The sequence below is a fragment of the Corynebacterium pollutisoli genome, from assembly GCF_900177745.1.
Lineage (GTDB): Bacteria > Actinomycetota > Actinomycetes > Mycobacteriales > Mycobacteriaceae > Corynebacterium > Corynebacterium pollutisoli.
In genome coordinates, this window is the sequence record NZ_FXAR01000004.1 from 131,855 (window position 1) to 158,840 (window position 26,986).

The window sequence follows — 26,986 nt, forward strand, 5'->3', positions numbered from 1 at the left end:
CACAAGGAGTAGCCCGAGAACCATGATCAACCACACCGTGCGTACCTACCGCTCCGCCGAGGACTTCCCCCGCGAGGAGCACCTGGCCCACAAGATCGCCCGCGTCGCCGCCGACCCCGTCGAGGTTCCGGAGGAGACCAGAGAGATGATCATCAACCGCATCATCGACAACGCCGCCGTCCAGGCAGCGTCCGTCCTGCGCCGCCCGGTCACCTCCGCCCGCGCCATGGCCGCCGCACGCCCCGTCACCGACGGCCGCGGTGCCTCCGTCTTCGGCCTCAAGGGCAAGTACGCCGCCGAGTGGGCCGCCCTGGCCAACGGCACCGCCGTCCGTGAGCTCGACTTCCACGACACCTTCCTCGCCGCCGACTACTCCCACCCGGGCGACAACATCCCGCCGATCCTCGCCGCCGCCCAGCAGGCCGGCAAGGGGGGCCGCGAGCTCATCCGCGGCCTGGCCACCGGCTACGAGATCCAGGTCGACCTGGTCCGCGGCATCTGCCTCCACGAGCACAAGATCGACCACGTCGCCCACCTCGGCCCCTCCGCGGCGGCCGGCATCGGCACCCTCCTCGACCTCGACGTCGAGACGATCTACCAGGCCATCGGCCAGGCGCTGCACACCACCACCGCCACCCGCCAGTCCCGCAAGGGCGAGATCTCCTCCTGGAAGGCCTTCGCCCCGGCCTTCGCCGGCAAGATGGCCATCGAGGCCGTCGACCGTGCCATGCGCGGCGAGGGTGCCCCGTCCCCGATCTGGGAGGGTGAGGACGGCGTCATCGCGTGGCTGCTCTCCGGCCCGGGCCACGAGTACACCGTCCCGCTGCCGGCCGATGGCGAGGAGAAGCGCGGCATCCTCGACACCTACACCAAGGAGCACTCCGCCGAGTACCAGTCCCAGGCCCCGATCGACCTGGCCCGCCGTATGGGCGAGAAGCTGGCTGCGGAGGGCAAGGACCTGGCCGACGTCGAGTCCATCGTCCTGCACACCTCGCACCACACCCACTACGTCATCGGCACCGGTTCGAACGACCCGCAGAAGTTCGACCCGCAGGCCTCCCGCGAGACCCTCGACCACTCGATCATGTACATCTTCGCCGTGGCACTCGAGGACCGCGACTGGCACCACGAGCGCTCCTACGCCCCGGAGCGCGCCAACCGCCCGGAGACCATCGAGCTGTGGCACAAGATCTCCACCGTCGAAGACCCGGAGTGGACCCGCCGCTACCACTCCACCGACCCGAACGAGAAGGCCTTCGGTGCCAAGGCCGTCATCACCTTCACCGACGGCACCGTCGTCGAGGATGAGCTGGCCGTCGCCGACGCCCACCCGCTCGGCGCCCGCCCCTTCGCCCGCGAGCAGTACATCGCCAAGTTCCGCACCCTGTGCGAGGGTGTCGTCTCCCGGGAGGAGCAGGACCGCTTCCTCGCGGCCGCGGAGAACCTGGAGAACCTCACCGACCTGGCCGAGCTCAACATCGAGATCGACGAGGACGTCCTCGCGCAGGCTCCCACCGTGGGCGAGGGTCTGTTCTGATGGCCGGCCTGTTCTCCTCGACGGTGACCCCGACGGAGCGTCGTCAAGCATTCCGGGACGGCCTCAACAGCGGGAAGATCCAGAAGTTCCCGGGCGCGTTCTCGCCGCTGGTGGCGCGCGCCATCCAGGAGGCCGGCTTCGAGGGCGTGTACGTCTCCGGCGCCGTCGTCGCCGCCGACCTGGCCCTGCCGGACATCGGACTGACCACCCTCACGGAGGTCGCCCACCGCTCCCGCCAGATCGCCCGCGTCACCGACCTGCCCGTGCTCGTCGACGCCGACACCGGCTTCGGTGAGCCCATGTCCGCGGCCCGCACCATCTCCGAGTTCGAGGACGCCGGGGTCGCCGGCTGCCACCTCGAGGACCAGGTCAACCCGAAGCGCTGCGGCCACCTCGACGGCAAGGAGGTCGTGCCCACCGAACTCATGCTGCGGCGGATCACGGCGGCGGTCAACGAGCGGCGCGACGACCAGTTCGTCATCTGCGCCCGCACCGACGCCGCCGGCGTCGAGGGCATCGACTCCGCCATCGAGCGCGCCAAGGCCTACGCCGACGCCGGCGCGGACCTCATCTTCACCGAGGCGCTGCACACCCCGGCGGACTTCGAGAAGTTCCGCGCGGCCGTCGACGTGCCCCTCCTGGCGAACATGACGGAGTTCGGCAAGTCCGAACTGCTCAGCGCGAAGCAGCTGGAGGACCTCGGCTTCAACGCCGTGATCTACCCGGTGACCACCCTGCGCATCGCGATGGGCCAGGTGGAGGAGGCGCTCGCCGAGATCGCCGCCACCGGCACCCAGACCGGGTGGGTCGACCGCATGCAGCACCGCTCCCGCCTCTACGAACTGCTCCGCTACAACGAGTACAACGCCTTCGACCAGGAGGTGTTCACCTATTCGGCGGACACCTACCAGCCCACCTTCCAGAACTGACACCCACCACGAAACAGCCCTTGAAAGGGGATGAGCACCATGTCCGATAAGTCCGCGAAGTCCGAGAACAACAACCCTGAGGTCCGCAAGGGACTCTACGGAGTCATCGCCGATTACACCGCCGTGTCCAAGGTCATGCCGGAGACCAACTCCCTGACCTACCGCGGGTACGCCGTCCAGGATCTGGTGGCCGAGTGCTCCTTCGAGGAGGTCTTCTACCTGCTGTGGAACGGTGAGCTGCCGACCGAGGAGCAGCTCGCCGAGTTCAACAAGCGCGGCCGTTCCTACCGCAAGCTCGATCCGGGCCTCATCGCCCTCATCCACTCCCTGCCGACCGACTGCCACCCGATGGACGTCATGCGCACCGCCGTGTCCTACATGGGCACCAAGGACGCGGAGCACTTCACCCCGGACGCCGACCACATCACCCACGTCGGCCACAACCTCCTCGCCCAGCTGCCGATGGTGCTGGCCATGGACATCCGTCGTCGCCAGGGCAAGGACATCGTCGCCCCGGACCCGGACAAGTCGGTCGCCCACAACCTGCTGTCCATGGTCTTCGGCAACGACGAGGATTCCCCGGCCTCCAACCCGGATGACGTCCGCGACTTCGAGAAGTCCCTCATCCTCTACGCGGAGCACTCCTTCAACGCCTCCACCTTCACCGGTCGCGTCATCACCTCCACCCGTTCGGACGTGTACTCCGCGATCACCGGTGCCATCGGCGCCCTCAAGGGCCCGCTGCACGGCGGCGCCAACGAGTTCGTCATGCACACCATGCTCGAGATCGACGATCCGGCGAAGGCCACTGACTGGATCAACAACGCCCTGGACAACAAGAACCTCATCATGGGCTTCGGCCACCGCGTGTACAAGAAGGGCGACTCGCGCGTGCCGTCCATGGAGAAGTCCTTCCGCGACCTCGCCGAGCGTCACGACGGCGCCAAGTGGGTCGAGATGTACGAGAAGATGGCCGCCGCCATGGACGAGCGCACCGGCATCAAGCCGAACCTCGACTTCCCGGCCGGCCCGGCCTATCACCTGCTCGGTTTCCCGGTGGACTTCTTCACTCCGCTGTTCGTCATCGCCCGCATCGCCGGCTGGACCGCCCACATCGTGGAGCAGTACAACGACAACTCCCTCATCCGCCCGCTCTCCGCGTACAACGGCCCGGAGCAGCGTCAGGTCACCCCGCTGGCCGCCCGCAAGTAACTGGCGGACAGGTGCGACGGAACCCACGGCACTGCCCACACATTGGGGTGGCTGGCGTGGGTTTCGCCGTGCGTGCGGCCGCGCCCGCAGTTCCGCTGTGCGGAACAAAATATCGCTTATCGACGCCCCGTGAACGGTGTCCGGAAACGGGCATCAACCTGGCCGTATGTGTCCGGTTGGCCGTGTTCCACAGGGCGAATCCCCCCGGTGACCCTCCATTTTGTTGCGATACTGTGGTGAACAAGAGAGCGCACCCCTCTCGGACGCACCCCCGACATGACGTTCGGAAAGGACCCCCCAACGTGGCCACAACCACTCTGCCTGCCTTCAAGAAGGTACTCGTCGCCAACCGTGGCGAGATCGCTGTTCGTGCCTTCCGCGCCGCCTTCGAGACCGGCGCCTCCACCGTCGCGGTCTACCCCAAGGAGGACCGCAACTCCCACCACCGTTCCTTCGCCTCCGAGGCCGTGCGCATCGGTACCGAGGGTTCCCCGGTGAAGGCGTACCTCGACATCGACGAGATCCTCCGGGCCGCGAAGAAGACGCACGCCGACGCCGTCTACCCCGGCTACGGCTTCCTCTCCGAGAACGCGCAGCTCGCCCGCGAGTGCGCCGAGAACGGCATCACCTTCATCGGCCCGCCGCCGGAGGTCCTCGACCTCACCGGTGACAAGTCCGCCGCCGTCGAGGCCGCGAAGAAGGCCGGCCTGCCGGTCCTGCAGGACTCCGAACCGTCCACCGACATCGACGAGCTCGTCGAGATGTCCAAGGACTTCACCTTCCCGATCTTCGTCAAGGCCGTCGCCGGTGGCGGCGGACGCGGCATGCGTTTCATCGAGAGCCCCGAGGACGTCGCCCAGCTCGCCGCCGAGGCCTCCCGCGAGGCGGAGGCCGCTTTCGGTGACGGTCATGTCTACCTCGAGCGCGCGGTGATCAACCCGCAGCACATCGAGGTGCAGATCCTCGCCGACCACACCGGTGATGTCATCCACCTCTACGAGCGCGACTGCTCCCTGCAGCGCCGCCACCAGAAGGTCGTCGAGATCGCCCCGGCCCAGCACCTGGACCCGCAGCTGCGCGACCAGATCTGTGCGGATGCGGTGAAGTTCTGCCGCTCCATCGGCTACGTGTGCGCCGGCACCGTCGAGTTCCTCGTCGACGAGAAGGGCAACCACGTCTTCATCGAGATGAACCCGCGTATCCAGGTCGAGCACACCGTCACCGAGGAGGTCACCTCCGTCGACCTGGTTAAGGCGCAGATGAACATCGCCGCCGGCGCCACCCTCAAGGACCTGGGCCTGACCCAGGAGTCCATCACCCTCAACGGCGCGGCCCTGCAGTGCCGCATCACCACCGAGGACCCGGCGAACAACTTCCGCCCCGACACCGGCACCATCACCGCCTACCGCTCCCCGGGCGGCGCGGGCGTGCGCCTCGACGGCGCCGCCTCCCTCGGCGGCGAGATCTCCCCGAACTTCGACTCCCTGCTGGTCAAGATGACCTGCCGTGGTGCGGACTTCGCCACCGCCGTCGCCCGCGCCCAGCGCGCGCTCAACGAGTTCACCATCTCGGGTGTGGCCACCAACATCGGCTTCCTGCGCGCTCTGCTGCGCGAGGAGGACTTCCAGACCCGCCGTATCTCCACCGGCTTCATCGCCGAGCACCTCCACCTGCTCGCCGCCCCGCCGGCGGACGACGAGGCCGGCCGGATCCTCAACTACCTGGCGGACGTCACCGTCAACCGCCCGCACGGCAAGCGCCCCACCGAGATCCGTCCGGTGACCAAGCTGCCGATCCGCGACGACAGCCCGCTGCCGCGCGGTTCCCGCGACGTGCTGCGCGACCTCGGCCCGAAGAAGTTCGCCGAGGAGCTGCGCAATCAGGACGCCCTGGCCGTCACCGACACCACCTTCCGTGACGCCCACCAGTCCCTGCTGGCCACCCGCATCCGTTCCTCCGCGCTCGTCGCCGCCGCCCACCACGTCGGCCGCATGACCCCGGAGCTGCTCTCCGTCGAGGCGTGGGGCGGCGCCACCTACGACGTCGCCATGCGCTTCCTCCACGAGGATCCGTGGGAGCGTCTCGACGAGCTGCGCAAGGCCATGCCGAACATCAACATCCAGATGCTGCTGCGCGGCCGCAACACCGTCGGCTACACCCCGTACCCGGACAGCGTCTGCCGCGCCTTCGTCAACGAGGCCGCCGATTCCGGCGTGGACATCTTCCGCATCTTCGACGCCCTCAACGACGTCTCCCAGATGCGCCCGGCGATCGAGGCCGTCCTGGAGACCAACACCACCGTCGCCGAGGTGGCCATGGCGTACTCGGGCAACCTGCTGGACCCGAACGAGAAGCTGTACACGCTCGACTACTACATGCACCTCGCCGAGGAGATCGTCGAGGCCGGCGCCCACGTCCTGGCCATCAAGGACATGGCCGGCCTGCTCCGCCCGAACGCGGCCTCCCGCCTGGTGAAGGCCCTGCGCCGCAACTTCGACCTGCCGGTCCACGTGCACACCCACGACACCGCCGGCGGCCAGCTGGCGACCTACCTGGCGGCCGCGCAGGCCGGTGCCGACGCCGTCGACGGTGCCTCCGCCCCGCTCGCCGGAACCACCTCCCAGCCGTCGCTGTCCGCGATCGTCGCCGCCTTCGCCGACACCCACCGCGACACCGGCCTGTCCCTGCAGGCGGTCTCCGACCTGGAGCCCTACTGGGAGGCCGTCCGCCAGCTCTACGCCCCCTTCGAGGCGGGCGTGCCCGGCCCGACCGGTCGCGTGTACAAGCACGAGATCCCCGGCGGCCAGCTGTCCAACCTGCGTGCCCAGGCCAGCGCCCTGGGTCTCGAGGATCGTTTCGAGCTCATCGAGGACTACTACGCCGCCGTCAACGAGATGCTGGGCCGGCCCACCAAGGTCACCCCGTCCTCCAAGGTCGTCGGCGACCTGGCCCTCCACCTCGTCGGCGCGGGCGTCGATCCGCACGACTTCGCCAACGACCCGCAGAAGTACGACATCCCGGACTCGGTGATCGACTTCCTCCGCGGCGACCTCGGCAACCCGCCCGGTGGCTGGCCGCTGCTGCGTGAGAAGGCCCTCGCCGGTCGTTCCGCCACCCGGTCCAAGCTTGTAGACGTCCCCGCCGAGGACGAGGAGGCCCTCCACAGTGAGGACCGCCAGACGCGCCGCTCCACCCTCGACAAGCTGCTGTTCCCGAAGCAGGCCGCCGAGTTCGCCGAGCACCGCCGCCAGTACGGCAACACCGCCGCACTCGAGGACCGCGTGTTCTTCTACGGGCTCAAGGAGGGCGAGGAGAACGTCATCCGTCTCCTCGGCGAGAAGGATCAGCCGCCGATGGTCGTGCGTCTCGACGCCGTCGGCGAGCCCGACGACAAGGGCATGCGCCAGGTCGTCGCCAACGTCAACGGCCAGATCCGTCCGATGAAGGTCCGCGACCGCAACGTCGAGTCCGTCACCGCCTCCGCGGAGAAGGCCGACACCTCCAACCAGGGTCATGTGGCCGCCCCGTTCGCCGGCGTGGTCATGGTCCACGCCAAGGTCGGCGACGAGGTCAAGGCCGGCGACCCGGTCGCCGTCATCGAGGCCATGAAGATGGAGGCCACCATCACCGCCACCAAGGACGGCGTCATCGAGCGTGTCGCTCTCCCGCAGGCCACGAAGGTGGAGGGCGGCGACCTCATCGTCGTCATCGCCTAGACTGGGGGTAGGGAAAAACCGTGAACCCGGGGTGCTCGCCGCGAGGCCGCCCCGGGTTCCGTTGATTCCGGGGTCCGCTGCACTTATTCCCTCATAATTCGACCGGTGGACCCCGTGTTGACGGGTCCGCAGTCGGGGTGACAGTGCACCTGCCCCGCGCACGCCGAGGCCCCGTCGCTCCACGGGGGAGCGACGGGGCCTGCGGGAGGGGAGAACTACTTGATCTCGAGGAGCAGCTGACCCTTGGTCACGCCGGCACCGGCCTCGACGGCCAGACCCTCGACGACACCGGACTTGTGGGCCTTGACGGGGTTCTCCATCTTCATGGCCTCGAGGACGACGATGACCTCGCCCTCGGTGACCTCCTGGCCGTCGGTGACGTTGACCTTGATGACGGTGCCCTGCATCGGGGCGGCGACGGTGTCACCGGAGGCACCGGCGGCGCCACCGGAGGCGCGGCGCTTCTTGGCCTTCTTCTTCGGGGCGGCACCGCCACCGATGGCCAGATCGCCCGGCAGGGAGATCTCGACGCGGCGGCCGTCGACCTCGACGACGACCTTGTGGGCCGGGGTGGACTCGTCCTCGGGCAGGTCGGCCGGGTCGACGAACGGCTCGATCGGGTTGTCCCAGACCTCCTCGATCCACTTGGTGTAGACCTCGAAGCCGGATTCGTCACCGACGAACGCCGGGTTCTCGACGATGTGGCGGTGGAACGGGATGACGGTGGGCATGCCCTCGACGACGTACTCGTCCAGGGCGCGGGCGGCCCGCTGCAGGGCCTCCTCGCGGGTCTCACCGGTGACGATGAGCTTGGCCAGCATGGAATCGAACTGACCGCCGATGACGGAGCCCTCGCGGACGCCGGAGTCGACGCGGACACCCGGGCCGTCCGGCTGGTGGTAGCGGGTCACGGTGCCCGGGGCGGGCATGAAGTTCATGCCGGCGTCCTCGCCGTTGATGCGGAACTCGAAGGAGTGGCCGCGCGGGGTCGGGTCCTCCTTGTGGCGCAGCTCCTGGCCCTCGGCGATGCGGAACTGCTCGCGGACGAGGTCGATGCCGGTGGTCTCCTCGGTGACCGGGTGCTCGACCTGGAGGCGGGTGTTGACCTCGAGGAAGGAGATGAGGCCGTCGGAACCGACGAGGTACTCGACGGTGCCTGCACCGTAGTAGCCGGCCTCGCGACAGATCTGCTTGGCGGACTCGTGGATCTCGGTGCGCTGGGCCTCGGTGAGGAACGGGGCCGGGGCCTCCTCGACGAGCTTCTGGAAGCGGCGCTGCAGGGAGCAGTCACGGGTGCCGGCGACGATGACGTTGCCGTGCTGGTCGGCGAGCACCTGGGCCTCGACGTGGCGGGCCTTGTCGAGGTAGCGCTCGACGAAGCACTCGCCGCGGCCGAAGGCGGCGACGGCCTCACGGGTGGCGGACTCGTAGAGCTCGGTGACCTCGTCCATGGTGTAGGCGACCTTCATGCCGCGGCCACCGCCACCGAAGGCGGCCTTGATGGCGATCGGCAGGCCGTGCTCCTCGGCGAAGGCGACGACCTCCTCGGCACCGGAGACCGGGTCCTTGGTGCCGGGCACCATCGGGGCGTTCGCGCGCTGGGCGATGTGACGGGCGGTCACCTTGTCGCCGAGGTCGGCGATGGCGGACGGCGGCGGGCCGATCCAGGTGATGCCGGCGTCGATGACGGCCTGGGCGAAGTCGGCGTTCTCGGCGAGGAAGCCGTAGCCGGGGTGGATGGCGTCGGCGCCGGCCTTGGTGGCGGCGTCGATGATCTTCTCGATCACGAGGTAGGACTCGGCGGAGGACTGGCCGCCCAGAGCGAAGGCCTCGTCTGCCATTCCGACGAACGGGGCATCAGCGTCCGGCTCGGCGTACACGGCGACGCTGGCGATTCCCGCATCCTTGGCGGCTCGGATCACACGGACCGCGATCTCGCCGCGGTTGGCCACGAGGACCTTGGTGATCTTCTTGGTCTCTACTGCCACTTGGGGGTCCCTTTCATGTGCTGCGTTGGTGGTTCGCGTCGGCCCGCCCGCGTGAGGCGGCCGCGCGACGCATGCGACTATTCTTGCACACAAAAACGTGAGCATTCCGTCAGGTTCGTGATTTTGCCCCAAATAGCCGCGAATCGCCAGTAGAAGGGCGTCGAAATCATTCTGTTATCTCCGGCGCGCCGCGGTGGGCGGGTCGAAAACATGACACTTTCGGGGGCGAAAACGACGCCCGCGGTGGGCACGGCGGGCGTCGATAAGCGAGTTTCTAGGCGTGCGGCGCCTCGCCGCGCGCGATGGGCATGCGCACCATGTTGCCCCACTCGACCCAGGAGCCGTCGTAGTTGCGGACCTTCTCGAAGCCCAGCAGGTACTTGAGCACGAACCACGTGTGGGCCGTGCGGTCGCCGACGTGACAGTAGATGGTCGTCTCGGCCTTCGGGTCGAGGGCGGAGTAGAGCTCGGCGAGCTCCGCGCGGGAGCGGAAGCGCGAGTTCGGGTGGACGTTGTCCTGCCACGGCAGGTTCACCGCGGTGGGGATGTGGCCGCGGCGCAGGGCCGGGGCGAGGGCGGGGGAGTCGTCGGAGCCGACGAGGCCGTGGAACTCCTCGGTGGAACGCACGTCGACGATCGTGGAGGAGCCGATCTTGTCGAGCATCTCGTCGACGAAGACGCGGTACTCGGCGTCGTTGCGCTCGACGACGGGGTAATCGGACTCGGGGAAGTCGGGGACGACGAAGGAGGTGTCGCGCTCCTCGGCCATCCAGGCGTCCCGGCCGCCGTCGAGAAGCCGGACGTCCTCGTGGCCGAACAGGTCGAAGACCCACAGGGTGAACGCCGCCCACCAGTTGGACTGGTCGCCGTAGATGACCACCGTGTCGTCGCGGTTGATGCCCTTGGACCGCATGAGGGCGGCGAAGGCCTCCCCGTCGACGATGTCGCGGGTGACGGGGTCGTTGAGGTCCTTCTGCCAGTCGATGCGCACCGCGCCGGGGAGGTGGCCGATGTCGTAGAGAAGGGAGTCCTCGTCGGACTCGATGACGCGCAGGCCCGGCGTGCCCAGGCGTGCGGACAGCCAGGAGGCGGAGACGAGTCGCTCCGGGTGGGCGTACTCCTGGAACTGGGGGTGCGGATCGAAGGGAGCGGCCACGTGGTCCCGCCTTTCTGGGCGACAGTCCGGCGGTCTGACACCGGGGTCTAAAGTGTGATGAATCGGCTTATGGGTCAGTCCCAACAGTAGTTTAGAGGAGTGCAGGGGGTCACGCGGGGGAGTGTGGTGTGTCCTTAATTACTAGTTGTCTCGCCAGTGGGCAGGCCACACATGCAGACACTAAAATTGCATGTTAACGGCGTAAAACACACCCGCCGGAGGTCTTTTTACTCCCTGAAAGGGGTGCTTCGTGCACAAGGCAATCGTCGTCTTCGAGGTCGAGGGCGGATCCGACAAGTTCATCGACGGTCACCGCAAGGACACCATGCCCATCGTCAAGGCCATCCAGGACGCCGGCTGGCACGCCGAGGTGGTCTTCTACCGCCCCGAGTGGGCCGAGCACCTCTTCGAGTACGTCTCCGAGAACTTCGACGGTTACATCTCCCGTGTCAACCCGGGCAACATCCCCGGCGGCGAGGACGGCTACTTCGACCTCCTGTCCCGCCTCTCCGAGGTCGGCCTCGTCGGCATGTCCACCCCGGAGGAGATGATGGCCTACGGCGCCAAGGACGCCCTGGTCAAGCTCAAGGACACCGACCTCGTGCCCACCGACACCGCCGCCTACTACGAGGTCGACGAGTTCCACGAGACCTTCCCTACCTCCCTGTCCTACGGCGAGCGCGTGCTCAAGCAGAACCGCGGCTCCACCGGCACCGGCATCTGGCGCGTCCAGCTGGCCGACAAGGATCTCGCCGCCTCCGTCGAACCGGGCACCGCCCTGCCGCTCGACACCCGCCTCAAGTGCACCGAGGCCGTGGACAACCACACCGAGACCCGTAAACTCGGCGAGTTCATGGACTTCTGCGACCAGTACATCATCGGCAACAACGGCATGCTCGTGGACATGCGCTTCATGCCGCGCATCGTCGAGGGCGAGATCCGCATCCTCCTCGTCGGCCCGCACCCGGTGTTCGTCGTGCACAAGAAGCCGGCCGAGGGCGGCGACAACTTCTCCGCCACCCTGTTCTCCGGCGCGAAGTACACCTACGACTCCCCGGAGAAGTGGCAGGACCTCGTCGACATGTTCGCCGCGGCCCGCCCCGTCATCGCCGAGAACCTCGGCGGCGACAACATCCCGCTCATCTGGACCGCCGACTTCATGCTCGACACCGACGAGGACGGCAACGACACCTACGTCCTCGGTGAGATCAACTGCTCCTGCGTCGGCTTCACCTCCGAGCTCGACATGGGCATCCAGGAACTGGTCGCCAAGGAGGCCATCGGCCGCGTCGAGGCCAAGCACGCGGAGGCCTAGTCGCCCCCGAACGCCGGGACCGGCCCCAGATGATCCTCTGGGGCCGGTCCCGTCCGTCTGTCGGTTGCTTATCGACGCTCCCGTCACACCGCGTCGATGAGACGCCCCACGGACTCCGGGTCGGCGTCGGACAGCATCTGGCGGCAGCGGTCGTACTCGTTGTCCTCCCCGATGAGTCGCGCGGCCCGGGCCAATGCCGCGATGGCGCGCAGGACCGGCTGGTTGGGCTCGTGGACGAAGGGCACCGGGCCCCAGCCCTTCCACCCGTTGGCGCGCAGGCGGTCGAGCGAACGGTGGTAGGCGGTGCGGGCGTGGGCGTAGGCGGTGAGCTTGGCCACGTCGTCGAGGTGGCCGGCGGCCAGCAGCATCTCGGCGCGGGTGGCCCACACGAGCGGGCTGTCCGGGTGGGCGAAGGCGGTCTCCGCTGCGGCGGGGTCGGAATCGGCGGCGGGATCGGCGGGAAGGTGGACGGGCGGCGGGGCCATCATGTCGTTGATCTTCATGCCTCGCCAGCCTAGTGACGTTTCTCCCCGCGGGCGGGGCCTTGTTACCCTGTCTGGGTACTTCGGCAGGGAAGAGGTGTCATGCAGGCGACCACGACGGCAACGCCGGCAGCCCCGGTCCGCTCGGTGTCCTACCGATACGACCTGGACGGACTGCGCGGCATCGCCATCGCCTTCGTGGTGGTCTTCCACGTGTTCGTCGGCAAGGTCTCCGGCGGCGTGGACGTGTTCCTGCTCCTCAGCGGCTACTTCTTCCTGGGCTCGCAGCTGCGCTACGCCCAGCGCGACAACCCCTCCCGCAACCCGTGGTGGCCGTTCTGGCGCACGTTGCGCCGCCTCTACCCGGCCCTGCTCGTGGTGCTGGGCACGACGGCGGTGGTGGCGTTCCTGTGGGTGCCGCAGATGCGGCGCCTGGAGATCATCGACCAGTTCACCGCCAGCCTGCTGTACTACCAGAACTGGGAGCTGGCCAGCCAGAACGCCGACTACAACGTCGCCTCCGGCTCGGTCAGTCCGCTGCAGCACCTGTGGTCGATGGCGGTCCAGGGTCAGTTCTACGTCCTGGCGATCGCGGTGGCGATGGTCGTCATCTGGACGGGCCGGTCCCGGTGGGTGACGCCCTTCCTCATCGCCGTGACGCTGGCGTCCTTCGCGTACGCCTGCTGGCTGTGGTGGGAGAACCAGCCGCTCAACTACTACTCCACGTGGACGCGCATGTGGCAGCTCACCCTCGGTGCGCTGCTGGCCCTGCACGCCCATCGTCTGACGCTGCACCCGTGGGTGCGGCAGGCGTTCACCGTCATCGGCCTGGCGATGGTCCTGTCGACCGGTTTCCTCTTCGACGGCGCCTGGTACTTCCCGGGCGCGGCGGCGCTGTACCCGATCGGTGGTGCCGTGCTGGTCATCCTCGGTGGGGGAGCGGGCCCGGTGGCGGGCGTCCTGGCGCACCGTGCCATGCGCTGGCTCGGTGACATCGCCTACCCGCTGTACCTGTGGCACTGGCCGATCCTCATCCTGGCGCTCATCCTGCTGGGCATGGACGACGTCCCGCTGTGGCTCGGGCTCGCCGTCATCGCCGGTTCACTGGTGCTGGCGGACCTGACGCACCGGATCGTCGAGAAGCCGCTGCGACAGCACGCCCGGCGCCCCATCCGCGGGGAGCGACGGGGGGCGGCCGCCCGCGCGCAGCTGCTCACCTCCGGGGCCGCGCGCGCCCGCGCCGCCGCCGGCACCGTGCTCGCCGCCGTCCTCGTCGGCCTGCTCACCGTCCAGGGCATCTGGCAGGTGCGCCTTCACAACGCCGGAGGCGTGCTTCTCGACGCCGAGCTCTACCCCGGGGCCCGCGCCCTCACCGGGGCGGACGTCCCGGACCGCACGCCGGAACCGGACCCCGACCTCATCACCTGGATCCTCTCGCCCATCTGGACGGAGGAGTGCATCTCGCGCTTCGGCGACGACCCGACGGTCCTGCCCGTCGACGTCCGCGGCCAGGACTGCATCTTCGGCGACCGGGAGGCCACCCGCGACGTCTACCTCGTCGGCGGCTCCCACGCCGAGCAGTGGGTCATCCCGCTCGATGTCCTGGGCCGCGAGCACGGCTTCCGCGTCGTGCCGCTCGTCCGCCAGTCCTGCCCCACCTTCGCCACCGAGCGCGACGGGCTCTTCGAGCCGGACTGCGAGACCTTCAACGAACACGTCCTCGAGCGCCTCGCGGAGGCCGACCCGGAGCTGGTGATCTCCACGACGTCGCGCCCCCGCTTCGAGCACGGCGGCCGCACGGAGGAGATCCCCGCCTCCTACCCGACGTTCTGGCGTTTCCTCGCCGAGCACGACATCCCCTTCGCGGGCCTGCGTGACAACCCGTGGAGCACCTTCCCCGACGGCACGGAGCTGTCCGTGCCGGTGTGCATGCTGGACATCGACGACCCCGTCGTCTGCGGCATCGTCGCCGACGAGTTCTACCAGCCCCGCGACCCGGCCGCCCGGTACCTCAACCGGATGCCGCACGCCAAGGCCATCGACACCCGCGACTGGTACTGCGTCGACGACCTGTGCCCGGCGGTCATCGGCAACATCTACGTCTACCGCGACGCGCACCACCTCTCGGCACCCTACGTGCTCTCCCTGGCGCCGCAGCTGTGGGAGGAGATCGAGGAGTTCCTCTAGACAGGCCACGGCACGTCGTCCCGCGAAGGCCCTCTGCACAGCCCTACAGAGGGCCTTCGCGGCCTACTTTTCCGCGTTCCAGAAGTCGCTGGCGTCGAGGCCGAAGCCGTAGAGCGCGCGGCGCACCACCGGCAGACTCAGACCGATCACCGACGACGGATCCCCCTCGATCCGGTCGATGAACCAGCCGCCTAGGGCCTCCAGGGTGAAGGCCCCGGCGCACTGCCACGGCTCCCCGGAGGCGGCGTAGGCCGCGATGTCCGCGTCCGAGGCCTGCGCGAAGTGCACGGTGGTGGTGGAGGTCTCCACGAACTCCTGCCCCCGGTGGAGGATGCAGTGGCCCGTGAGCAGGTGGGCCACCTTACCCGCCTGCTCATGCCAGCGCGCGACGGTGGTCTCGGGGGTGTGGGGCTTGCCCTGGAGACGGCCGTCGATAAGCAGCATGGAGTCGCCGCCGATGACGACATCGTCATGGAACTGGCTGGCCACGGCGCGCGCCTTGGCGCGGGCCAGCGTCGCGACGGCCTCCTCCGGGGAGCCGTCGGTGGCGGCGAGCAGGGCGTCCTCGTCGACGTCGGCCGGCTGGATCACCGGGTCGACCCCGGCGTTCTGCAGAATCATCCGACGCGAGGGCGAGGACGACGCGAGAACGATCCGCATCAGTAGAAGGTGACGTTGCGGAACGCGTTCGGGTTGTAGAGGGTGGTGCGCTGCAGGCGGTCCTCGGGACGGCCCCACATGTTGCGCTCGCCGGACTCCTCCTCCGGGCGCTTCTTGGCCAGGGCGGTGAGAACGGCGGTGAGGGCCGCGAGCTCGGTGGCGTCCGGGTTGCCCTTGAGCACGCGGAACAGCGGCTTGTCGGTGAGGGTGGTGGTCACTTGTCGCTCCTTAGAGGGGGATGTTTCCGTGCTTCTTCGGCGGGGTCTGGATGACCTTGCGGTCCAGCAGACGCAGACCCTCGATGAGCTGCGGACGGGTGGTGGACGGTTCGATGACCGCGTCCACCAGGCTGCGCTCGGCGGCCAGGTAGGGGTTGATGTGGTTGTCGGCGTAGGCCTGCTCGTCGATCTTCCCGTCGAGGGCGGCCACGGCGGCCGGGGCCTCGGTGACGGCGATCTCCGCGGTCGGCCACGCGAAGACGAGATCGGCGCCGAGATCCTTCGAGCCCATGAGCACGTAGGACGGGCCGATCGCCTTCCGGATGATGACGGTGATCTTGCCGACGCTCGCCTCGGCATAAGCGTAGGCCAGCTTGGCACCCCGGCGCAGCACACCGGCGTGCTCCTCCTCGTGCGAGGGGAGGAAACCGGGGGAGTCGACGAACTCGACGACCGGCAGGTTGAACGAGTCGCAGGTGCGGATGAAGCGGGCGGCCTTCTCGGACGCGGCGGCGTCGAGGCAGCCGGCCAGCTCGGAGGGCTGGTTGGCCACGATGCCCACGGCCCGGCCCTCGACGCGGGCGAAGGCGGTGACGATGTTGCCCGCGTACTGCGCCTGCAGCTCGAGGATCTCGCCGTTGTCGACGACCGCGCGCACGACGTCGCGGACATCGTAGGCGTGGGCGTCGGCGTCCGGGATGAAGGAGTCCAGGGCCCGGTCGGTGTCGGTGAGCTCCAGGGAGGTCTCGGTCTCCGGGCGCGGGGCCTCGGCGCGGTTGTTCGCCGGCAGATGGGCGACGACGTCCTTGACCAGGGCCAGGGCGTCGAGGTCCGTCGGGGCGGACAGGTGCGCGGTGCCGGAGGTGGTGGCGTGCACGGTGGCCGACCCCAGGGATTCCGGGGTGGCGGCCTGCCCGGTGACCTTCTCCACGACGTCGGCGGCGGCCAGGTGCAGGGAGGCGTCCTCGACCATGACGACGACGTCCGCGAACACCGGGGCCAGACCGTGCATGCCCGCGGTGTGGCCGGTGACCACGGAGATCTGCGGGATGAGGCCGGAGGCGGTGGTGGTCCGCGCCAGGATCTTCGAGTACATCGACAGGGTGACGATGCCCTCGGCGACCCGGGCTCCCGCGCCCTCGTGGATGCCGATGATCGGCACGCCGGTCTTGATGGCCAGGTCGTAGACCTTGATGATCTTCTCGCCGTAGACCTCACCCAGGGCACCGTCGAAAATGGTGGAGTCCTGGGAGAACACGCACACCTTGCGGCCGTTGATCGTGCCGTAGCCGGTGACGACACCGTCGGTGAGCGGGCGCTCGGCGTCGAGGCCGAACTGGGTGGAGCGGTGACGGGCGAGGGCATCGGTCTCGACGAACGAGGCGTCGTCGAGGAGCGCCAGGACGCGTTCGCGGGCGGTGGCGCGGCCGGAGGCGTGGGTCGCCTCGACGGCGTCGGTCCCCACCGGGGCCTCGGCCTCCGCCAGGCGGGCGCGCAGGTCTGCGAGCCTTCCGGCGGTGGTCGTGAGATCAGGGGAGGTGGAAGTCATGGTCCTTTAGTCTAGGTTGGTCCCAGCGTGGAATTGAAATGAGTCTAATGCAGTTGGTTGAGCCGGTCGAGAGCACGCCGCAGGCTCGGAACTTTCCCTGCGGCCCGACGTATGTCCCAGTGATGGCGGGCGAAGTCATTCATCATCGTCGTGAACTCTGGGCCGGGGGAGACATCCTTGCGGACGAACCGCTGTCGGAGAGTTTGCGGTGAGTGCTTCAGGCTGAGCTGCAGGAGCAGTCGCTTCGGATCGGAAACATCCTCCGGTGCGTGGGGAATCTTGTTCTGCGGCACCCGGAAATACGCCGCGACGCCCTCCGGGTCGCCCAGATACCAACCCTCCGACATGGTGTGCACGATCCGTAGGAGGAAATTATCGGGTTCTGGTTCCTGGTCTGCGGAACCGAACAGCGAAGAGCGCAGGTGTACGGGGCATTCACCATCCGAATCGCGGAGAATCAACCATGCGCGATCCGGGCCGTAGCGTGCGGCCATGGCGTACTTTGGGATGTCCGGGTCAAACCGAGTTTTCCCGCCCTTCTCATACTCAGTGCCAACCTCGTGCCCCGAGGCGACGATAAGGGCGTGGGCGACGCCGATATCGGATGAACCTTCGACGACAGCATTGACGATCATTCTCTCACCCCGCCAGGGTCCGGGGCAGGATACTGAGATCGAGGGGGTTGATCAGGCCGGCCACAATTTCCGCGCGCGGAAGACCCGCCTTCAGTAGGGGCTGTGCTTCGTCGATACCCGACAGCAGATCGGCCTCAGTACCATTGCTGCCAACCGTGAGGACGAGAACCTCGGATGGGTGGACGCCCTCGTCATCCAAGAGATCAGGCGAGTGTGTCGACATGAAAACCTGCAGATCATTACCTCGCTGGGCGGATGCCATCATAGTTGGCAGGGACCGAACGATAGCCGCGTTGAGGGAGAGCTCGGGTTCTTCCAGCAGCAGCAGGCCTCCTGAGGTGCGGGAAGAGATCACCGCCCACAGCAGACCGATGAGTCGGAGAGTTCCGTCTGAGAATTCCGACTCCTGCTGGAGGGCGGGACTCTGACGCCAGTTCCGGTAACCGGCGATAAGGTGCGGCTGGCCGGAATCGTCGACTTCGAGATTCAGCGACTCGAATTGCGGTACCGCCGACTGGAGAGCTTCCTGGATCGTCGACAACCACTTGGTACGGGTTTTCGGCTTCGTGGAATTGATGGCGCTGAGAAAGCCACTTCCGTAGGGCTCGTCGTGATGGGAGCCTGGTGCGGGTTCCCGGATCGCCTGAGGGGACAGGTGGAAGTACCGGATCGACTTGAAGTAGTCGGCGATCGCCCGGAAAGACTTGTTGGTGAAAATTTGCTCCAGGTGGGTCTGTGTGAGAAGCTCCGGATCCTGGTTATCGTCGTCATCCGGACGGGTGAGAATGACGTCCCCGTTTCGTGTCACTATCTCCGAATCGACCAGGGGACGGTGGTGGCCACGAGGCTCACTCTTGATCGACAGCTCGTAGTCCCAGGACACGTCACCGTCGAGAAGTGAGACCCGGATCCGCAGCCTCCCGTTCGCATTGTTGCGCCCGAACAAACTCCTGACCTTTGACATCCCGCCCCGGCTGTCCAGCGCAGCGGCGAGCCCACCGCCGTCAGCAGCGATATCACCCAGGAAACGGAACAGGTCGAGGAAGTTTGACTTGCCAGACGCGTTGGGGCCCACGACGATCAGGCGATCTCCGATGGCGAAGTCGACCGAGCGGAAATTGCGCCAGTTGTCCACGGACAGTGACGTGATCTTCAATGCGACTCCTTACCGGGTGAGGGGGTCAGGAAAAGCCCGGTTCCTCCGCCAGTGTAGCCGGGGAACCGGGCTCCGAGCTTGCTCTGAAGAGCAGGTTTACAGCGGGATGTTGCCGTGCTTGCGGGCCGGACGGGACACGTTCTTGTCCTTGTACAGGCGCAGGTTACGGGCGATCATGCCGCGGGTCTCCGACGGGAGGATGACCGCGTCGATGAGGCCACGCTCGGCCGCCTTGTACGGGTTGAGCATGTGGTCCTCGTACTCGCGCTCGAAGGACTTGGCCAGCTCGACCACGTCGAGGCCCTTGTCGGAGGCCTCCTTGAGCTCCTTGCGGTAGATGAAGCCCACGGCACCGGCGGCACCCATGACGGCGATCTGGGCGGTCGGCCACGCCAGGTTGACGTCGGCACCGAGGCCCTTGGAACCCATGACGCAGTACGCGCCGCCGTAGGCCTTGCGCATGGTGACGGTGATCTTCGGGACGGTGGCCTCGCCGTAGGCGTAGAGCAGCTTCGCGCCGCGGCGCAGGATGCCGCCGTACTCCTGGCCGGCGCCGGGCAGGAAGCCGGGGACGTCGACAAGCAGGACGATGGGGATGTTGAAGGCGTCGCAGGTGCGGATGAAGCGGGCGGCCTTCTCGGAGGAGTCGATGTCGAGGCAGCCGGCGTAGACGGACGGCTGGTTGGCGACGAAGCCGACGGACTGGCCCTCGATGCGGCCGAAGGCGATGACGACGTTCTCGGCGCGCTCGGCCTGGATCTCCAGGTACTCGCCGTCGTCGGTGAGGCACTCGATGACCTCGCGCACGTCGTACGGCTGGGTCGGGGAGTCCGGGATGATGCCGTCCAGCTTGAGGTCGTCGGCGGTGATGTTGTCACCCACGGCGCCCTCGTCGGCGGAGAACTCCTCGTACGGGGCGACGGTGCGGTTGTTGGACGGCAGGAAGCCGACCAGGTCGTGGACCCAGTCGAGGGCCTCTTCGTCGGTCTTCGCGGTGAAGTGGGAGTTACCGGCGGTGGACATGTGGGTGGTGGCGCCGCCCAGCTCCTCCTGGGTGATCTCCTCGCCGGTGACGGTCTTGATGACGTCGGGGCCGGTGACGAACATCTTGGAGGTCTGGTCGACCATGACCACGAAGTCGGTCAGGGCCGGGGAGTAGGCGTTACCGCCGGCGCAGGCGCCCATGATCACGGAGATCTGCGGCACAACGCCGGAGGCGTGGATGTTCTGGTAGAAGGTGCGGGCGATCTGGTCGAGGGAGACCGCGCCGTCCTGGATACGGGCGCCAGCGCCCTCGTACAGGCCGATGAGCGGACGGCCGGTGGTGACGGCCAGGTCCATGATCTTGATCATCTTCTCGCCGTACACCTCGCCGAGGGCGCCACCGAAGACGGTGCCGTCCTGGGAGAAGATGCATACCTCGCGGCCGTCGATGGTGCCCCAGCCGGTGACGATGCCGTCGGTGGTCGGGCGCTTCTTGCCCATGCCGAAATCGGTGGTGCGGTGCTTGGCCAGCATGTCGGTCTCGACGAAGGACCCCTCGTCGAGGAGGTAATCGAGGCGCTCACGCGCGGTGAGGCGCTTCTGGGAGTGGACGCGCTCGACGGCCTTCTCACCCATCGGGTAGGTGGCCTCGGCACGGCGACGCTTCAGGTCGGCGATCTTGCCGGCGGTGGTGGTGACGTCGGTCAGCTCGGACAGGTCCGTCAAAGGTGAGGAAATGGTCATGTTTGGGGAGTGTAGACCGGTTTGCCGCTAGTTTCCATAACGAAAGTGGTGTGATGCGTATCACTATTAGTGTTTCTGCAGGTGATGGTTGTTTTTTCCGCAAAACATCGGCGTGTCGGAAGTGACGTGTGTGACGCGGGTTATGGTGGGCGGCGTGAACTCCCTCGCCTCCCGCCTCCCCGGGTACGCCGCGGTCCGCCGGGTGGATTCCACCGGATCCACCAACGCCGACCTGCTTGCCGACGCCGCCGCCCCCGCCTTCACCGTCCTCGTCGCCGGTGCGCAGACCGCCGGGCGTGGGCGCCTGGGGCGCCCCTGGGCCTCTCCGCCGGGCACGCAGTCCATCATGTCCGTGCTGCTCCGGCCCGGGAAGGCGGAGCTCGACCGCCTCGGCACCGTCCCCCTGGCAGCCGGCCTGGCCGTGCTCGACGCGGTGCGCGAGATCTCCGGGGTCACCGACGGGCCGGCCCTCAAATGGCCCAATGACGTCCTGTGGAACGGGAGGAAACTGTGCGGCATCCTCGCCGAGGCCGCCGGCTTCCCCGAGGACCCCCGGGTGGTCGTCGGCCTGGGCGTCAACGTCTCCCTCACGCAGGAGCAGCTGCCGGTGCCGCACGCCACCTCCCTGGCGCTGGAGGGTGTCGCCGTCGAGGTGGACGACATGACGGTGGCGGTCCTCGGGGCCCTGCACCGCCGCATCGGGCAGTGGGCCAGCGGCGACCGCACATTCATGGACGACTACCGGCGGGAGTGCATCACCATCGGCAAACCCGTCCGCGTGGCCACCGCCACCGGCGATCTCTTCGGCGAGGTCACCGACGTCGCCCCCGACGGCCGGATCGACCTGCTCACCACCGACGGCGAGCGGCACCTCATCTCCGCCGGCGACGTCACGCTCCTCCGCCGCTCGGATACCTCCTATTAGACGGCGCGGGTAGGATCCCCACCCATGGGACTGTTCCGACCGGTACGAGGAGAAGTGGTGCGCGCCGACCTCACGGCGCCGCTCCACTCGCTGACCTTCCCTGCCCTGGAACTGATCCTGGTCACCGGTCTGAGCTGGATGCTCATCGGCTGGCTCGACCAGCCCGGCTCCGTCGTCGACCCGCAGCTGCGCAACGCCGTCGTCCTGGTCTGGCTGGTGCTGGCGTTCTGGCGCTTCGTCTGGCCGCTGCTGAAGTCCCGCCGCCGTCGTTTCGTGGTCACCGACCAGCGTCTGGTGGTCCGCGCCGGGGAGTTCAACGCCCGCACCGACTCCATCCCCTTCCGGGACATCCGATCCGTGCAGCGTCGTCGCAACGGGATCTACCTGGCCATCGTCGGCTATGAGCGGCCCCTGTACTTCCCCGACGTGCCGCGCGCGAAGCGGGTCACCGCCATGATCGAGGAGTCCCTCCCGCCGGCGCCGGTGCGCTACTGGTGACGGGCGGAGATCGCCGCCCCCGCGCGCTTCGGGGAACGCGGGCCCGCTGGCTATAGTTAAGGCCGTGACTGATCCCGCAGGTAACCCGAACGCCCACGTACCCGGCATGCCGATCGTCGCCGTCATCGGTGACGGTCAGCTGGCCCGCATGATGCAGACGGAGGCGATCGAGCTCGGCCAGTCGATCCGCCTGTTGGCCGGCGCGCCCGACTCCTCCGCGGCGCAGGTCGCGGCCGACGTCGTCCTCGGTGACTACACCGACCTCGCTGATCTGCGCATCGCGGTCGAGGGCGCCAGCGTCATGACCTTCGACCACGAGCACGTGCCCACCGAGCACCTGCACCAGCTCATCGCCGAGGGTGTCAACGTCCAGCCCGGCCCCGACGCCCTGGTCAACGCCCAGGACAAGCTGGTCATGCGGAAGAAGCTGCGTGAGATCGGCGCCCCGGTCCCGCCGTTTGCCGCCATCGAGTCGGTCGAGGACGCCCGCGCGTTCTCCGCGGCCGTCGACGGCGCGGTGTGCCTCAAGGCCCGCCGCGGCGGCTACGACGGCCACGGCGTGTGGTTCCCGTCGCCGTCCGAGCTCGACTCCCTCGTCAGTGAGCTTCTCGACGCCGGCACCCCGCTCATGGCAGAGAAGAAGGTGGCGCTCGTCCGCGAACTGTCCGCCATGGTCGCCCGCCGCCCCTCCGGGGAGGTCGTGCCGTGGCCGGTCGTCGAGTCCGTCCAGACCGACGGCATCTGCACCGAGGCCGTCGCCCCCGCCCCGGACCTGTCCCCGGAGCTGGCGGAGCGCGCCCAGCAGCTGGCCGTCACCGTCGCCGAGGAGCTCGGCGTCACCGGTGCCCTCGCCGTGGAGCTCTTCGAGTACCGCGACGAGAACGGCCAGCCCACCATCGCCGTCAACGAGCTGGCGATGCGCCCGCACAACACCGGTCACTGGACCCAGGACGGCTGCGTGACCAGCCAGTTCGAGCAGCACCTGCGGGCCGTCCTCGACTGGCCGCTCGGCTCCGTGCGCCAGACCGCCCCCGTCACCGTCATGGCCAACGTCCTCGGCGGTGACACCGACCCGGAGAAGCCCATGGCCGAGCGCATGCTCGACGTCCACGCCCGTTTCCCCGAGGCCAAGATCCACATGTACGGCAAGACGTACCGCGCCGGCCGGAAGATCGGCCACGTCAACCTCGCGGGCGCGGAGCTGGAGCGCGTTCGTCGAGAAGCTCGTCTGGCCGCCCACTACCTCGTCACCGCCCGCTGGGCGGACGGCTACATCGCTTAAGGAGAAATCATGTCCCCGCTTGTCGGCATCATCATGGGCTCGGATTCGGACTGGCCCACCGTCGCCCCCGCCGCTGAGGCGCTCGCCGAGTTCGGCGTGCCCTTCGAGGTGGGCGTCATGTCCGCGCACCGCACCCCGGAGCGCATGCTCAGCTACGCCAAGTCCGCCCACGAGCGCGGTCTCAAGGCCATCATCGCCTGCGCCGGTGGTGCCGCCCACCTGCCGGGCATGGTCGCCGCGGCCACCCCGCTGCCGGTCATCGGCGTGCCGCGTGCGCTGGCCGACCTCGACGGCCTTGATTCGCTGCTGTCCATCGTGCAGATGCCCGCGGGTGTGCCGGTGGCGACTGTCTCCATCGGCGGAGCGAAGAACGCCGGTCTGTTGGCCGTGCGCATCCTCGGGGCCGGTGACCAGGCGCTGACCGAGAAGATGGCCGAGTACCAGCGGACAATGGCCGCCGAGGTGGAGGCCAAGGACGAGCGCCTGCGGAAGAGCCTCCTCGAGGGCTGACCCCACCCGTCATTGCCGTGCCCCCTGCATCGAAGGTATGCAGGGGGCATGACTACTTTCGCAGTGGAGAACCCCAGCACCGGCGAGTCCGAGGACTCGTTCACCCGCATCGACGACGCCGACCGCGACGCCATCCTCGACCGCGCTACCGCCGCCCAGCGCGAGTGGCGCACCACCACCCTCGAGGAGCGGGCGCAGATCCTGCGCCGTACCGCCGAGATCTACCGGGAGCGGGAGGACGAACTCGCTGCGTTGATCGGCCGGGAGATGGGCAAGCTGCGCCGTCAGGCAGTGGGGGAGCTGGGCACCGTCGCGAAGATCTACGAGTGGTACGCCGACCACGCCCACGATGTCATGGCCGACCGGGAGCTTCCCGCCGAGGGCTCCCTGCGGACCTTCGTGCGCAAGGACCCGCTGGGTGTGGTGGTGGGCATCATGCCGTGGAACTACCCCTACTACCAGGTGGCCCGCTGGGCGGCGCCGAACCTGCTGGTGGGTAACGCGCTCGTGCTCAAGCACGCGTCGATCTGCCCGCTGTCCTCGCAGGCGTGCGAGGACATCCTCGTCGAGGCCGGGCTGCCGGAGGGGGTGTTCCAGAACATCTACGCCGCCGGGTCGCAGATGGACGCCTTCATCGCGGACAAGCGCGTGGCGGCGGTGTCCCTGACGGGTTCGGAGGACGCGGGTGCGGCCGTCGCGAAGACCGCCGGTGAGCACTACAAGAAATCCCTCCTCGAACTCGGCGGCAACGACCCGTTCGTGGTGCTCGACGACCACAATCTCGACCAGGTGCTGCGCCGCTACGTCGGGGCGCGCATGTCCAACGCCGGACAGTCCTGCACCGCGCCGAAGAGGCTCATCGTCCTCGACGAGTTCTACGACCGGGCGCTCGAGTACCTCACCGACAAGATCGGTGGTCTCACGGTGGGGCCGTGGGATGACGAGTCGGCGAAGGTGGGTCCGCTGTCGTCGATAAGCGCCCGCGACGAGATCGTCGAAAGGATCGAGGACGCGGCGCAGAACGGTGACGCGACGGTCGTCGTCGGCGGGCGGGCCCTCGACCGCGACGGCGCGTACATGGAACCGGCCCTGCTCACCGACGTCGACCCGCGCGCGGACATCGGTCGCAACGAGATCTTCGGCCCCGTCGCGCTGCTCTACCGGGCGGCGGATGTGGAGGAGGCGGTGGCGATCGCCAACGACACCGACTACGGGCTCGGCAGCTACGTGTACTCCGCCGACCTCGATCTGGCCCGCGATGTCGCCTCCCGCATGGAGGCCGGCATGACGTGGATCAACGAGGCGGGCGGCGGCGCGCCGGGCCAGCCCTTCGGCGGGATCGGCCGCTCCGGTTACGGCCGCGAGCTGGGACAGTGGGGTGTCGACGAGTTCGCCAACGAGCATCTCTTCCGGGTGAACGAAGCACCGTAGGTACAGCAGTTCGATCATGGGTAGGGTTCATGTCCGGGCCGCCGGATACGGTGCGGGTATGAATGACATGAACCCTGCCCCGGTCATCAGCGCCGCGGACGTCACGTGGCTGCGCACCCGTCGCCGCACCGCCGTCACCGATGCTGACCGCGCCGCCGTCCGTACCAGCCTGCGTCGCCTCGCCCTCGACCTTGAGCGCCGCCCCACCCCGACGAGCCCGCTCGTGCCGATCCTCCTCGGGGTGGGCGCCATCGCGCTCGGATTCATTCTCGGCTGGGGCCTCTACCTGCTGGCCGACTCGATGTGGGTGTGGCTGAACTCATGAACCGGAACAGTGGTTGCGGCATGCTGCTTGTCGGCGTGCTCATTCTCGGTGCGATCCTGTGGCTGATCGGCGTGGCCCTGTGGGTTCTCGCTGTGGCAGCACCGCTGGCCGGCCTGGCCGCGGGTGTCCACTTCTTCCTCCAGGCCGCCACCTGCCGCGGCGCGGCGGAACGCAACGCCGCCGCGGACGCGGAGGTCGAGGAGCTGGTCCGCGACGCCTCCTTCGACCTCAGCGAGACCCTCAGCCGGTGGGAGATGCTCCGCCTCACCAAGGGCATCGGCACCCCGCTCCACGGCCGGGATGAGGAGACCTCCTCCCTCCACCGGCAGCTCATCGCCGCGCAGGAGGCCCTGCAGGCCGCCACCACACCGGCGAATAGGATTGAGGCGGTCATCCACGCCGACACGGTCCGCGAATCCGCGGAGCGTTTCCTCTAGGAGCCTGATGCCCCTTCTCGTTCTCGGCGCCCGCACGCTGCACGGCTACCCGAGTCGTATCCTCGTTGACCGGCTGCGCGCGGCCGTCTCGCTTATCGACGCCGCCCCCGACCCCGTCCAGGTCGTCGTCTCCGGCGACGGCGAGGCCGCCGCGATGGCGCACTGGCTGGTGGAGCACGGGGTCGACCCGGACCTGGTGGTGCGGGAGCCGTACGCCCGCTCCACCAACGAGAACCTTGAACGGGCCCACGCCCTCATCCCCGGTGTCGAGCGGTGGACCGTGGTGACCTCCGACTTCCACGTCCCTCGCACGCGGCTGTGGGCCTGGCACCTGGGCATCCCCGTGCACGTGGTGGGCGCAGAGACACAGCGCCGCGACCTGGTGGTCGCGGCGCTGCGGGAGTGCCTGGCCCTGCCTCACTCGGCCCTGCGGATCGGGTGGCGGAGATTACTGGCTAGAGCGTCACGCTCCAGCTGACGGGGGTGTCGAAGAAGCCGCCCTTGTAGAGCGCCTTGTACTCGCCCGGCGTGTTGTCGCCATCGAAGCAGACGGTTCCGTTGGTGTTACCACCCGGGTTCAGCTCGGCAGTCTCCAGGTTCCTGATGTCCAGGCCGGTGAAGGTGGTGTCGGCGACGACGCCGTTGGGCTTCTCCAGCTCGAAGTCGAACTGGCTGAAGTGCTTCTTGCTGTCGGCGACGTTGGCCAGGTCCACGTCGACGCAGACGTAGCTGCCGAAGTAGTCCGAGGCGAAGCGGGCGTTGCTCACCGTCACCTGCATGCCGCCGAGTTCGGTGGTCTCGCCGATCTGCAGATCGCCCGGCTGCTCGGCGGGGGCCTCCTCGACGGGAGCCTCTGCCTCCGCCTCAGCCTCCGCGGCAACCGGCTCGGCTGCCGGGGCCTCGGCAGCCTCGACAGCCTCGACGGTGTCGGTCGTCGCGTCGTCGGAGTCACCGCCGGTGGCGGCACCGAAGACGACGAGGGCGGCGACGATGCCGACGATCCACGGCCACTTCTTCTTTTTCTTCGGCTGCTCCACCGGCGGGGCCTGGTAGGGCTGCCCCTGGGGGAACTGGTTCTGGTCGAAATTCTGCGGGGTGCTCATCTCTGAG

General features: G+C 68.3%; 24 protein-coding genes. 14 read left to right on the top strand and 10 right to left on the bottom strand.

Translation table 11 applies throughout. The features are described from left to right. Window positions 1–22 precede the first annotated feature (22 nt). From prpD to B9Y70_RS06920, 4 genes are all read left to right on the top strand, one after another. Window positions 23–1,537, top strand: a complete 1,515-nt coding sequence (prpD, locus tag B9Y70_RS06905) for a 2-methylcitrate dehydratase PrpD (RefSeq protein WP_085549532.1) — start codon at window positions 23–25, stop codon at window positions 1,535–1,537. Next, window positions 1,537–2,466, top strand: coding sequence for a methylisocitrate lyase (gene prpB / locus B9Y70_RS06910; protein ID WP_085549533.1), 930 nt, complete (start codon window positions 1,537–1,539; stop codon window positions 2,464–2,466). Before prpD ends, prpB begins: the two co-directional genes overlap by 1 nt. A gap of 39 nt (window positions 2,467–2,505) precedes the next feature. Beyond that, entirely contained in the window at window positions 2,506–3,678 is a 1,173-nt protein-coding gene (locus B9Y70_RS06915) for a bifunctional 2-methylcitrate synthase/citrate synthase (protein ID WP_420838437.1), read from the top strand. Between the two features lie 302 nt (window positions 3,679–3,980). Beyond that, a complete protein-coding gene (locus tag B9Y70_RS06920) occupies window positions 3,981–7,394 on the top strand; it encodes a pyruvate carboxylase (protein ID WP_085549535.1) in 3,414 nt (1,137 codons plus the stop codon). Window positions 7,395–7,609: 215 nt separating this feature from the next. Here B9Y70_RS06920 and B9Y70_RS06925 read toward each other — a convergent pair whose 3' ends face one another. Then, window positions 7,610–9,382, bottom strand: a complete 1,773-nt coding sequence (locus B9Y70_RS06925; RefSeq protein ID WP_085549536.1) for an acetyl/propionyl/methylcrotonyl-CoA carboxylase subunit alpha — start codon at window positions 9,380–9,382, stop codon at window positions 7,610–7,612. A gap of 274 nt (window positions 9,383–9,656) precedes the next feature. Then, complete coding sequence (locus B9Y70_RS06930; protein WP_085549537.1) at window positions 9,657–10,538, bottom strand: sulfurtransferase; 882 nt, start codon at window positions 10,536–10,538, stop codon at window positions 9,657–9,659. A 250-nt stretch (window positions 10,539–10,788) separates the two neighbouring features. Between B9Y70_RS06930 and B9Y70_RS06935 the strand changes: the two genes are divergently transcribed. Further along, a complete protein-coding gene (locus B9Y70_RS06935) occupies window positions 10,789–11,853 on the top strand; it encodes a Cj0069 family protein (RefSeq protein WP_085549538.1) in 1,065 nt (354 codons plus the stop codon). An 83-nt stretch (window positions 11,854–11,936) separates the two neighbouring features. Here the strand turns inward: B9Y70_RS06935 and B9Y70_RS06940 are convergent, their stop codons facing one another. Continuing rightward, entirely contained in the window at window positions 11,937–12,356 is a 420-nt protein-coding gene (locus B9Y70_RS06940) for a DUF3151 domain-containing protein (RefSeq protein ID WP_085549539.1), read from the bottom strand. Between the two features lie 81 nt (window positions 12,357–12,437). Here B9Y70_RS06940 and B9Y70_RS06945 point away from each other — a divergent pair, with 81 nt between their 5' ends. Then, window positions 12,438–14,522 (top strand): acyltransferase family protein, encoded by a 2,085-nt coding sequence (locus tag B9Y70_RS06945; RefSeq protein ID WP_085549540.1) that lies wholly within the window; start codon window positions 12,438–12,440, stop codon window positions 14,520–14,522. Window positions 14,523–14,585: 63 nt separating this feature from the next. Here B9Y70_RS06945 and B9Y70_RS06950 read toward each other — a convergent pair whose 3' ends face one another. The 6 genes from B9Y70_RS06950 to B9Y70_RS06975 form a co-directional block, all read right to left on the bottom strand. Next, on the bottom strand, window positions 14,586–15,182 hold the full coding sequence (locus B9Y70_RS06950) for a Maf family protein (RefSeq protein ID WP_085549541.1): 597 nt from the start codon (window positions 15,180–15,182) through the stop codon (window positions 14,586–14,588). After that, complete coding sequence (locus B9Y70_RS06955) at window positions 15,182–15,400, bottom strand: acyl-CoA carboxylase subunit epsilon (RefSeq protein WP_085549542.1); 219 nt, start codon at window positions 15,398–15,400, stop codon at window positions 15,182–15,184. Before B9Y70_RS06955 ends, B9Y70_RS06950 begins: the two co-directional genes overlap by 1 nt. A 10-nt stretch (window positions 15,401–15,410) precedes the next feature. Further along, the gene (locus B9Y70_RS06960) at window positions 15,411–16,949 is read right to left on the bottom strand and encodes an acyl-CoA carboxylase subunit beta (protein ID WP_085549543.1); all 1,539 of its coding nucleotides are present in this window, start codon (window positions 16,947–16,949) and stop codon (window positions 15,411–15,413) included. A gap of 44 nt (window positions 16,950–16,993) precedes the next feature. After that, complete coding sequence (locus B9Y70_RS06965; protein ID WP_085549544.1) at window positions 16,994–17,584, bottom strand: hypothetical protein; 591 nt, start codon at window positions 17,582–17,584, stop codon at window positions 16,994–16,996. A gap of 4 nt (window positions 17,585–17,588) precedes the next feature. Further along, window positions 17,589–18,719, bottom strand: coding sequence for an AAA family ATPase (locus B9Y70_RS06970; RefSeq protein ID WP_240309159.1), 1,131 nt, complete (start codon window positions 18,717–18,719; stop codon window positions 17,589–17,591). Window positions 18,720–18,836: 117 nt separating this feature from the next. Then, complete coding sequence (locus B9Y70_RS06975; protein WP_085549546.1) at window positions 18,837–20,468, bottom strand: acyl-CoA carboxylase subunit beta; 1,632 nt, start codon at window positions 20,466–20,468, stop codon at window positions 18,837–18,839. Window positions 20,469–20,622: 154 nt separating this feature from the next. Here B9Y70_RS06975 and B9Y70_RS06980 point away from each other — a divergent pair, with 154 nt between their 5' ends. The 8 genes from B9Y70_RS06980 to B9Y70_RS07015 all read left to right on the top strand — a co-directional run bounded on the left by B9Y70_RS06980 (window position 20,623) and on the right by B9Y70_RS07015 (window position 26,354). Beyond that, window positions 20,623–21,393 carry a biotin--[acetyl-CoA-carboxylase] ligase gene (locus B9Y70_RS06980; protein WP_240309160.1) on the top strand — a complete coding sequence of 257 codons (771 nt, stop codon included), beginning with the start codon at window positions 20,623–20,625 and terminating at the stop codon, window positions 21,391–21,393. 24 nt (window positions 21,394–21,417) lie between these two features. Beyond that, on the top strand, window positions 21,418–21,891 hold the full coding sequence (locus tag B9Y70_RS06985) for a PH domain-containing protein (protein ID WP_085549548.1): 474 nt from the start codon (window positions 21,418–21,420) through the stop codon (window positions 21,889–21,891). 64 nt (window positions 21,892–21,955) lie between these two features. Next, window positions 21,956–23,173: a 5-(carboxyamino)imidazole ribonucleotide synthase gene (locus B9Y70_RS06990; protein ID WP_085549549.1), complete on the top strand. Its 1,218-nt coding sequence runs from the start codon at window positions 21,956–21,958 to the stop codon at window positions 23,171–23,173. 9 nt (window positions 23,174–23,182) lie between these two features. Next, window positions 23,183–23,683, top strand: coding sequence for a 5-(carboxyamino)imidazole ribonucleotide mutase (purE, locus tag B9Y70_RS06995; RefSeq protein ID WP_085549550.1), 501 nt, complete (start codon window positions 23,183–23,185; stop codon window positions 23,681–23,683). A 48-nt stretch (window positions 23,684–23,731) separates the two neighbouring features. Continuing rightward, window positions 23,732–25,114 (top strand): NAD-dependent succinate-semialdehyde dehydrogenase, encoded by a 1,383-nt coding sequence (locus B9Y70_RS07000; RefSeq protein WP_085549551.1) that lies wholly within the window; start codon window positions 23,732–23,734, stop codon window positions 25,112–25,114. Window positions 25,115–25,172: 58 nt separating this feature from the next. Next, window positions 25,173–25,439, top strand: coding sequence for a hypothetical protein (locus B9Y70_RS07005; protein ID WP_085549552.1), 267 nt, complete (start codon window positions 25,173–25,175; stop codon window positions 25,437–25,439). After that, window positions 25,436–25,876: a hypothetical protein gene (locus tag B9Y70_RS07010; RefSeq protein ID WP_143337559.1), complete on the top strand. Its 441-nt coding sequence runs from the start codon at window positions 25,436–25,438 to the stop codon at window positions 25,874–25,876. Before B9Y70_RS07005 ends, B9Y70_RS07010 begins: the two co-directional genes overlap by 4 nt. 4 nt (window positions 25,877–25,880) lie before the next feature. Next, window positions 25,881–26,354 (top strand): YdcF family protein, encoded by a 474-nt coding sequence (locus tag B9Y70_RS07015; protein ID WP_085549642.1) that lies wholly within the window; start codon window positions 25,881–25,883, stop codon window positions 26,352–26,354. On the opposite strand, the gene B9Y70_RS07020 is transcribed toward B9Y70_RS07015, so the two are convergent. Continuing rightward, window positions 26,332–26,979, bottom strand: coding sequence for a DUF4352 domain-containing protein (locus B9Y70_RS07020; RefSeq protein ID WP_085549554.1), 648 nt, complete (start codon window positions 26,977–26,979; stop codon window positions 26,332–26,334). The two genes, B9Y70_RS07015 and B9Y70_RS07020, sit on opposite strands and share 23 nt — an antisense overlap. Window positions 26,980–26,986: the final 7 nt, after the last annotated feature.

Excerpts from the sequence above, each read along its gene's own strand:
- prpD (WP_085549532.1), top strand. The coding sequence starts at position 23 with ATGATCAACCACACCGTGCGTACCTACCGCTCCGCCGAGGACTTCCCC.
- prpB (WP_085549533.1), top strand. The coding sequence starts at position 1,537 with ATGGCCGGCCTGTTCTCCTCGACGGTGACCCCGACGGAGCGTCGTCAA.
- B9Y70_RS06915 (WP_420838437.1), top strand. The coding sequence starts at position 2,506 with ATGTCCGATAAGTCCGCGAAGTCCGAGAACAACAACCCTGAGGTCCGC.
- B9Y70_RS06940 (WP_085549539.1), bottom strand. The coding sequence starts at position 12,356 with ATGAAGATCAACGACATGATGGCCCCGCCGCCCGTCCACCTTCCCGCC.
- B9Y70_RS06945 (WP_085549540.1), top strand. The coding sequence starts at position 12,438 with ATGCAGGCGACCACGACGGCAACGCCGGCAGCCCCGGTCCGCTCGGTG.
- B9Y70_RS06950 (WP_085549541.1), bottom strand. The coding sequence starts at position 15,182 with ATGCGGATCGTTCTCGCGTCGTCCTCGCCCTCGCGTCGGATGATTCTG.
- B9Y70_RS06960 (WP_085549543.1), bottom strand. The coding sequence starts at position 16,949 with ATGACTTCCACCTCCCCTGATCTCACGACCACCGCCGGAAGGCTCGCA.
- B9Y70_RS06965 (WP_085549544.1), bottom strand. The coding sequence starts at position 17,584 with ATGATCGTCAATGCTGTCGTCGAAGGTTCATCCGATATCGGCGTCGCC.
- B9Y70_RS06975 (WP_085549546.1), bottom strand. The coding sequence starts at position 20,468 with ATGACCATTTCCTCACCTTTGACGGACCTGTCCGAGCTGACCGACGTC.
- B9Y70_RS06985 (WP_085549548.1), top strand. The coding sequence starts at position 21,418 with ATGGGACTGTTCCGACCGGTACGAGGAGAAGTGGTGCGCGCCGACCTC.
- purE (WP_085549550.1), top strand. The coding sequence starts at position 23,183 with ATGTCCCCGCTTGTCGGCATCATCATGGGCTCGGATTCGGACTGGCCC.
- B9Y70_RS07000 (WP_085549551.1), top strand. The coding sequence starts at position 23,732 with ATGACTACTTTCGCAGTGGAGAACCCCAGCACCGGCGAGTCCGAGGAC.
- B9Y70_RS07005 (WP_085549552.1), top strand. The coding sequence starts at position 25,173 with ATGAATGACATGAACCCTGCCCCGGTCATCAGCGCCGCGGACGTCACG.
- B9Y70_RS07010 (WP_143337559.1), top strand. The coding sequence starts at position 25,436 with ATGAACCGGAACAGTGGTTGCGGCATGCTGCTTGTCGGCGTGCTCATT.
- B9Y70_RS07020 (WP_085549554.1), bottom strand. The coding sequence starts at position 26,979 with ATGAGCACCCCGCAGAATTTCGACCAGAACCAGTTCCCCCAGGGGCAG.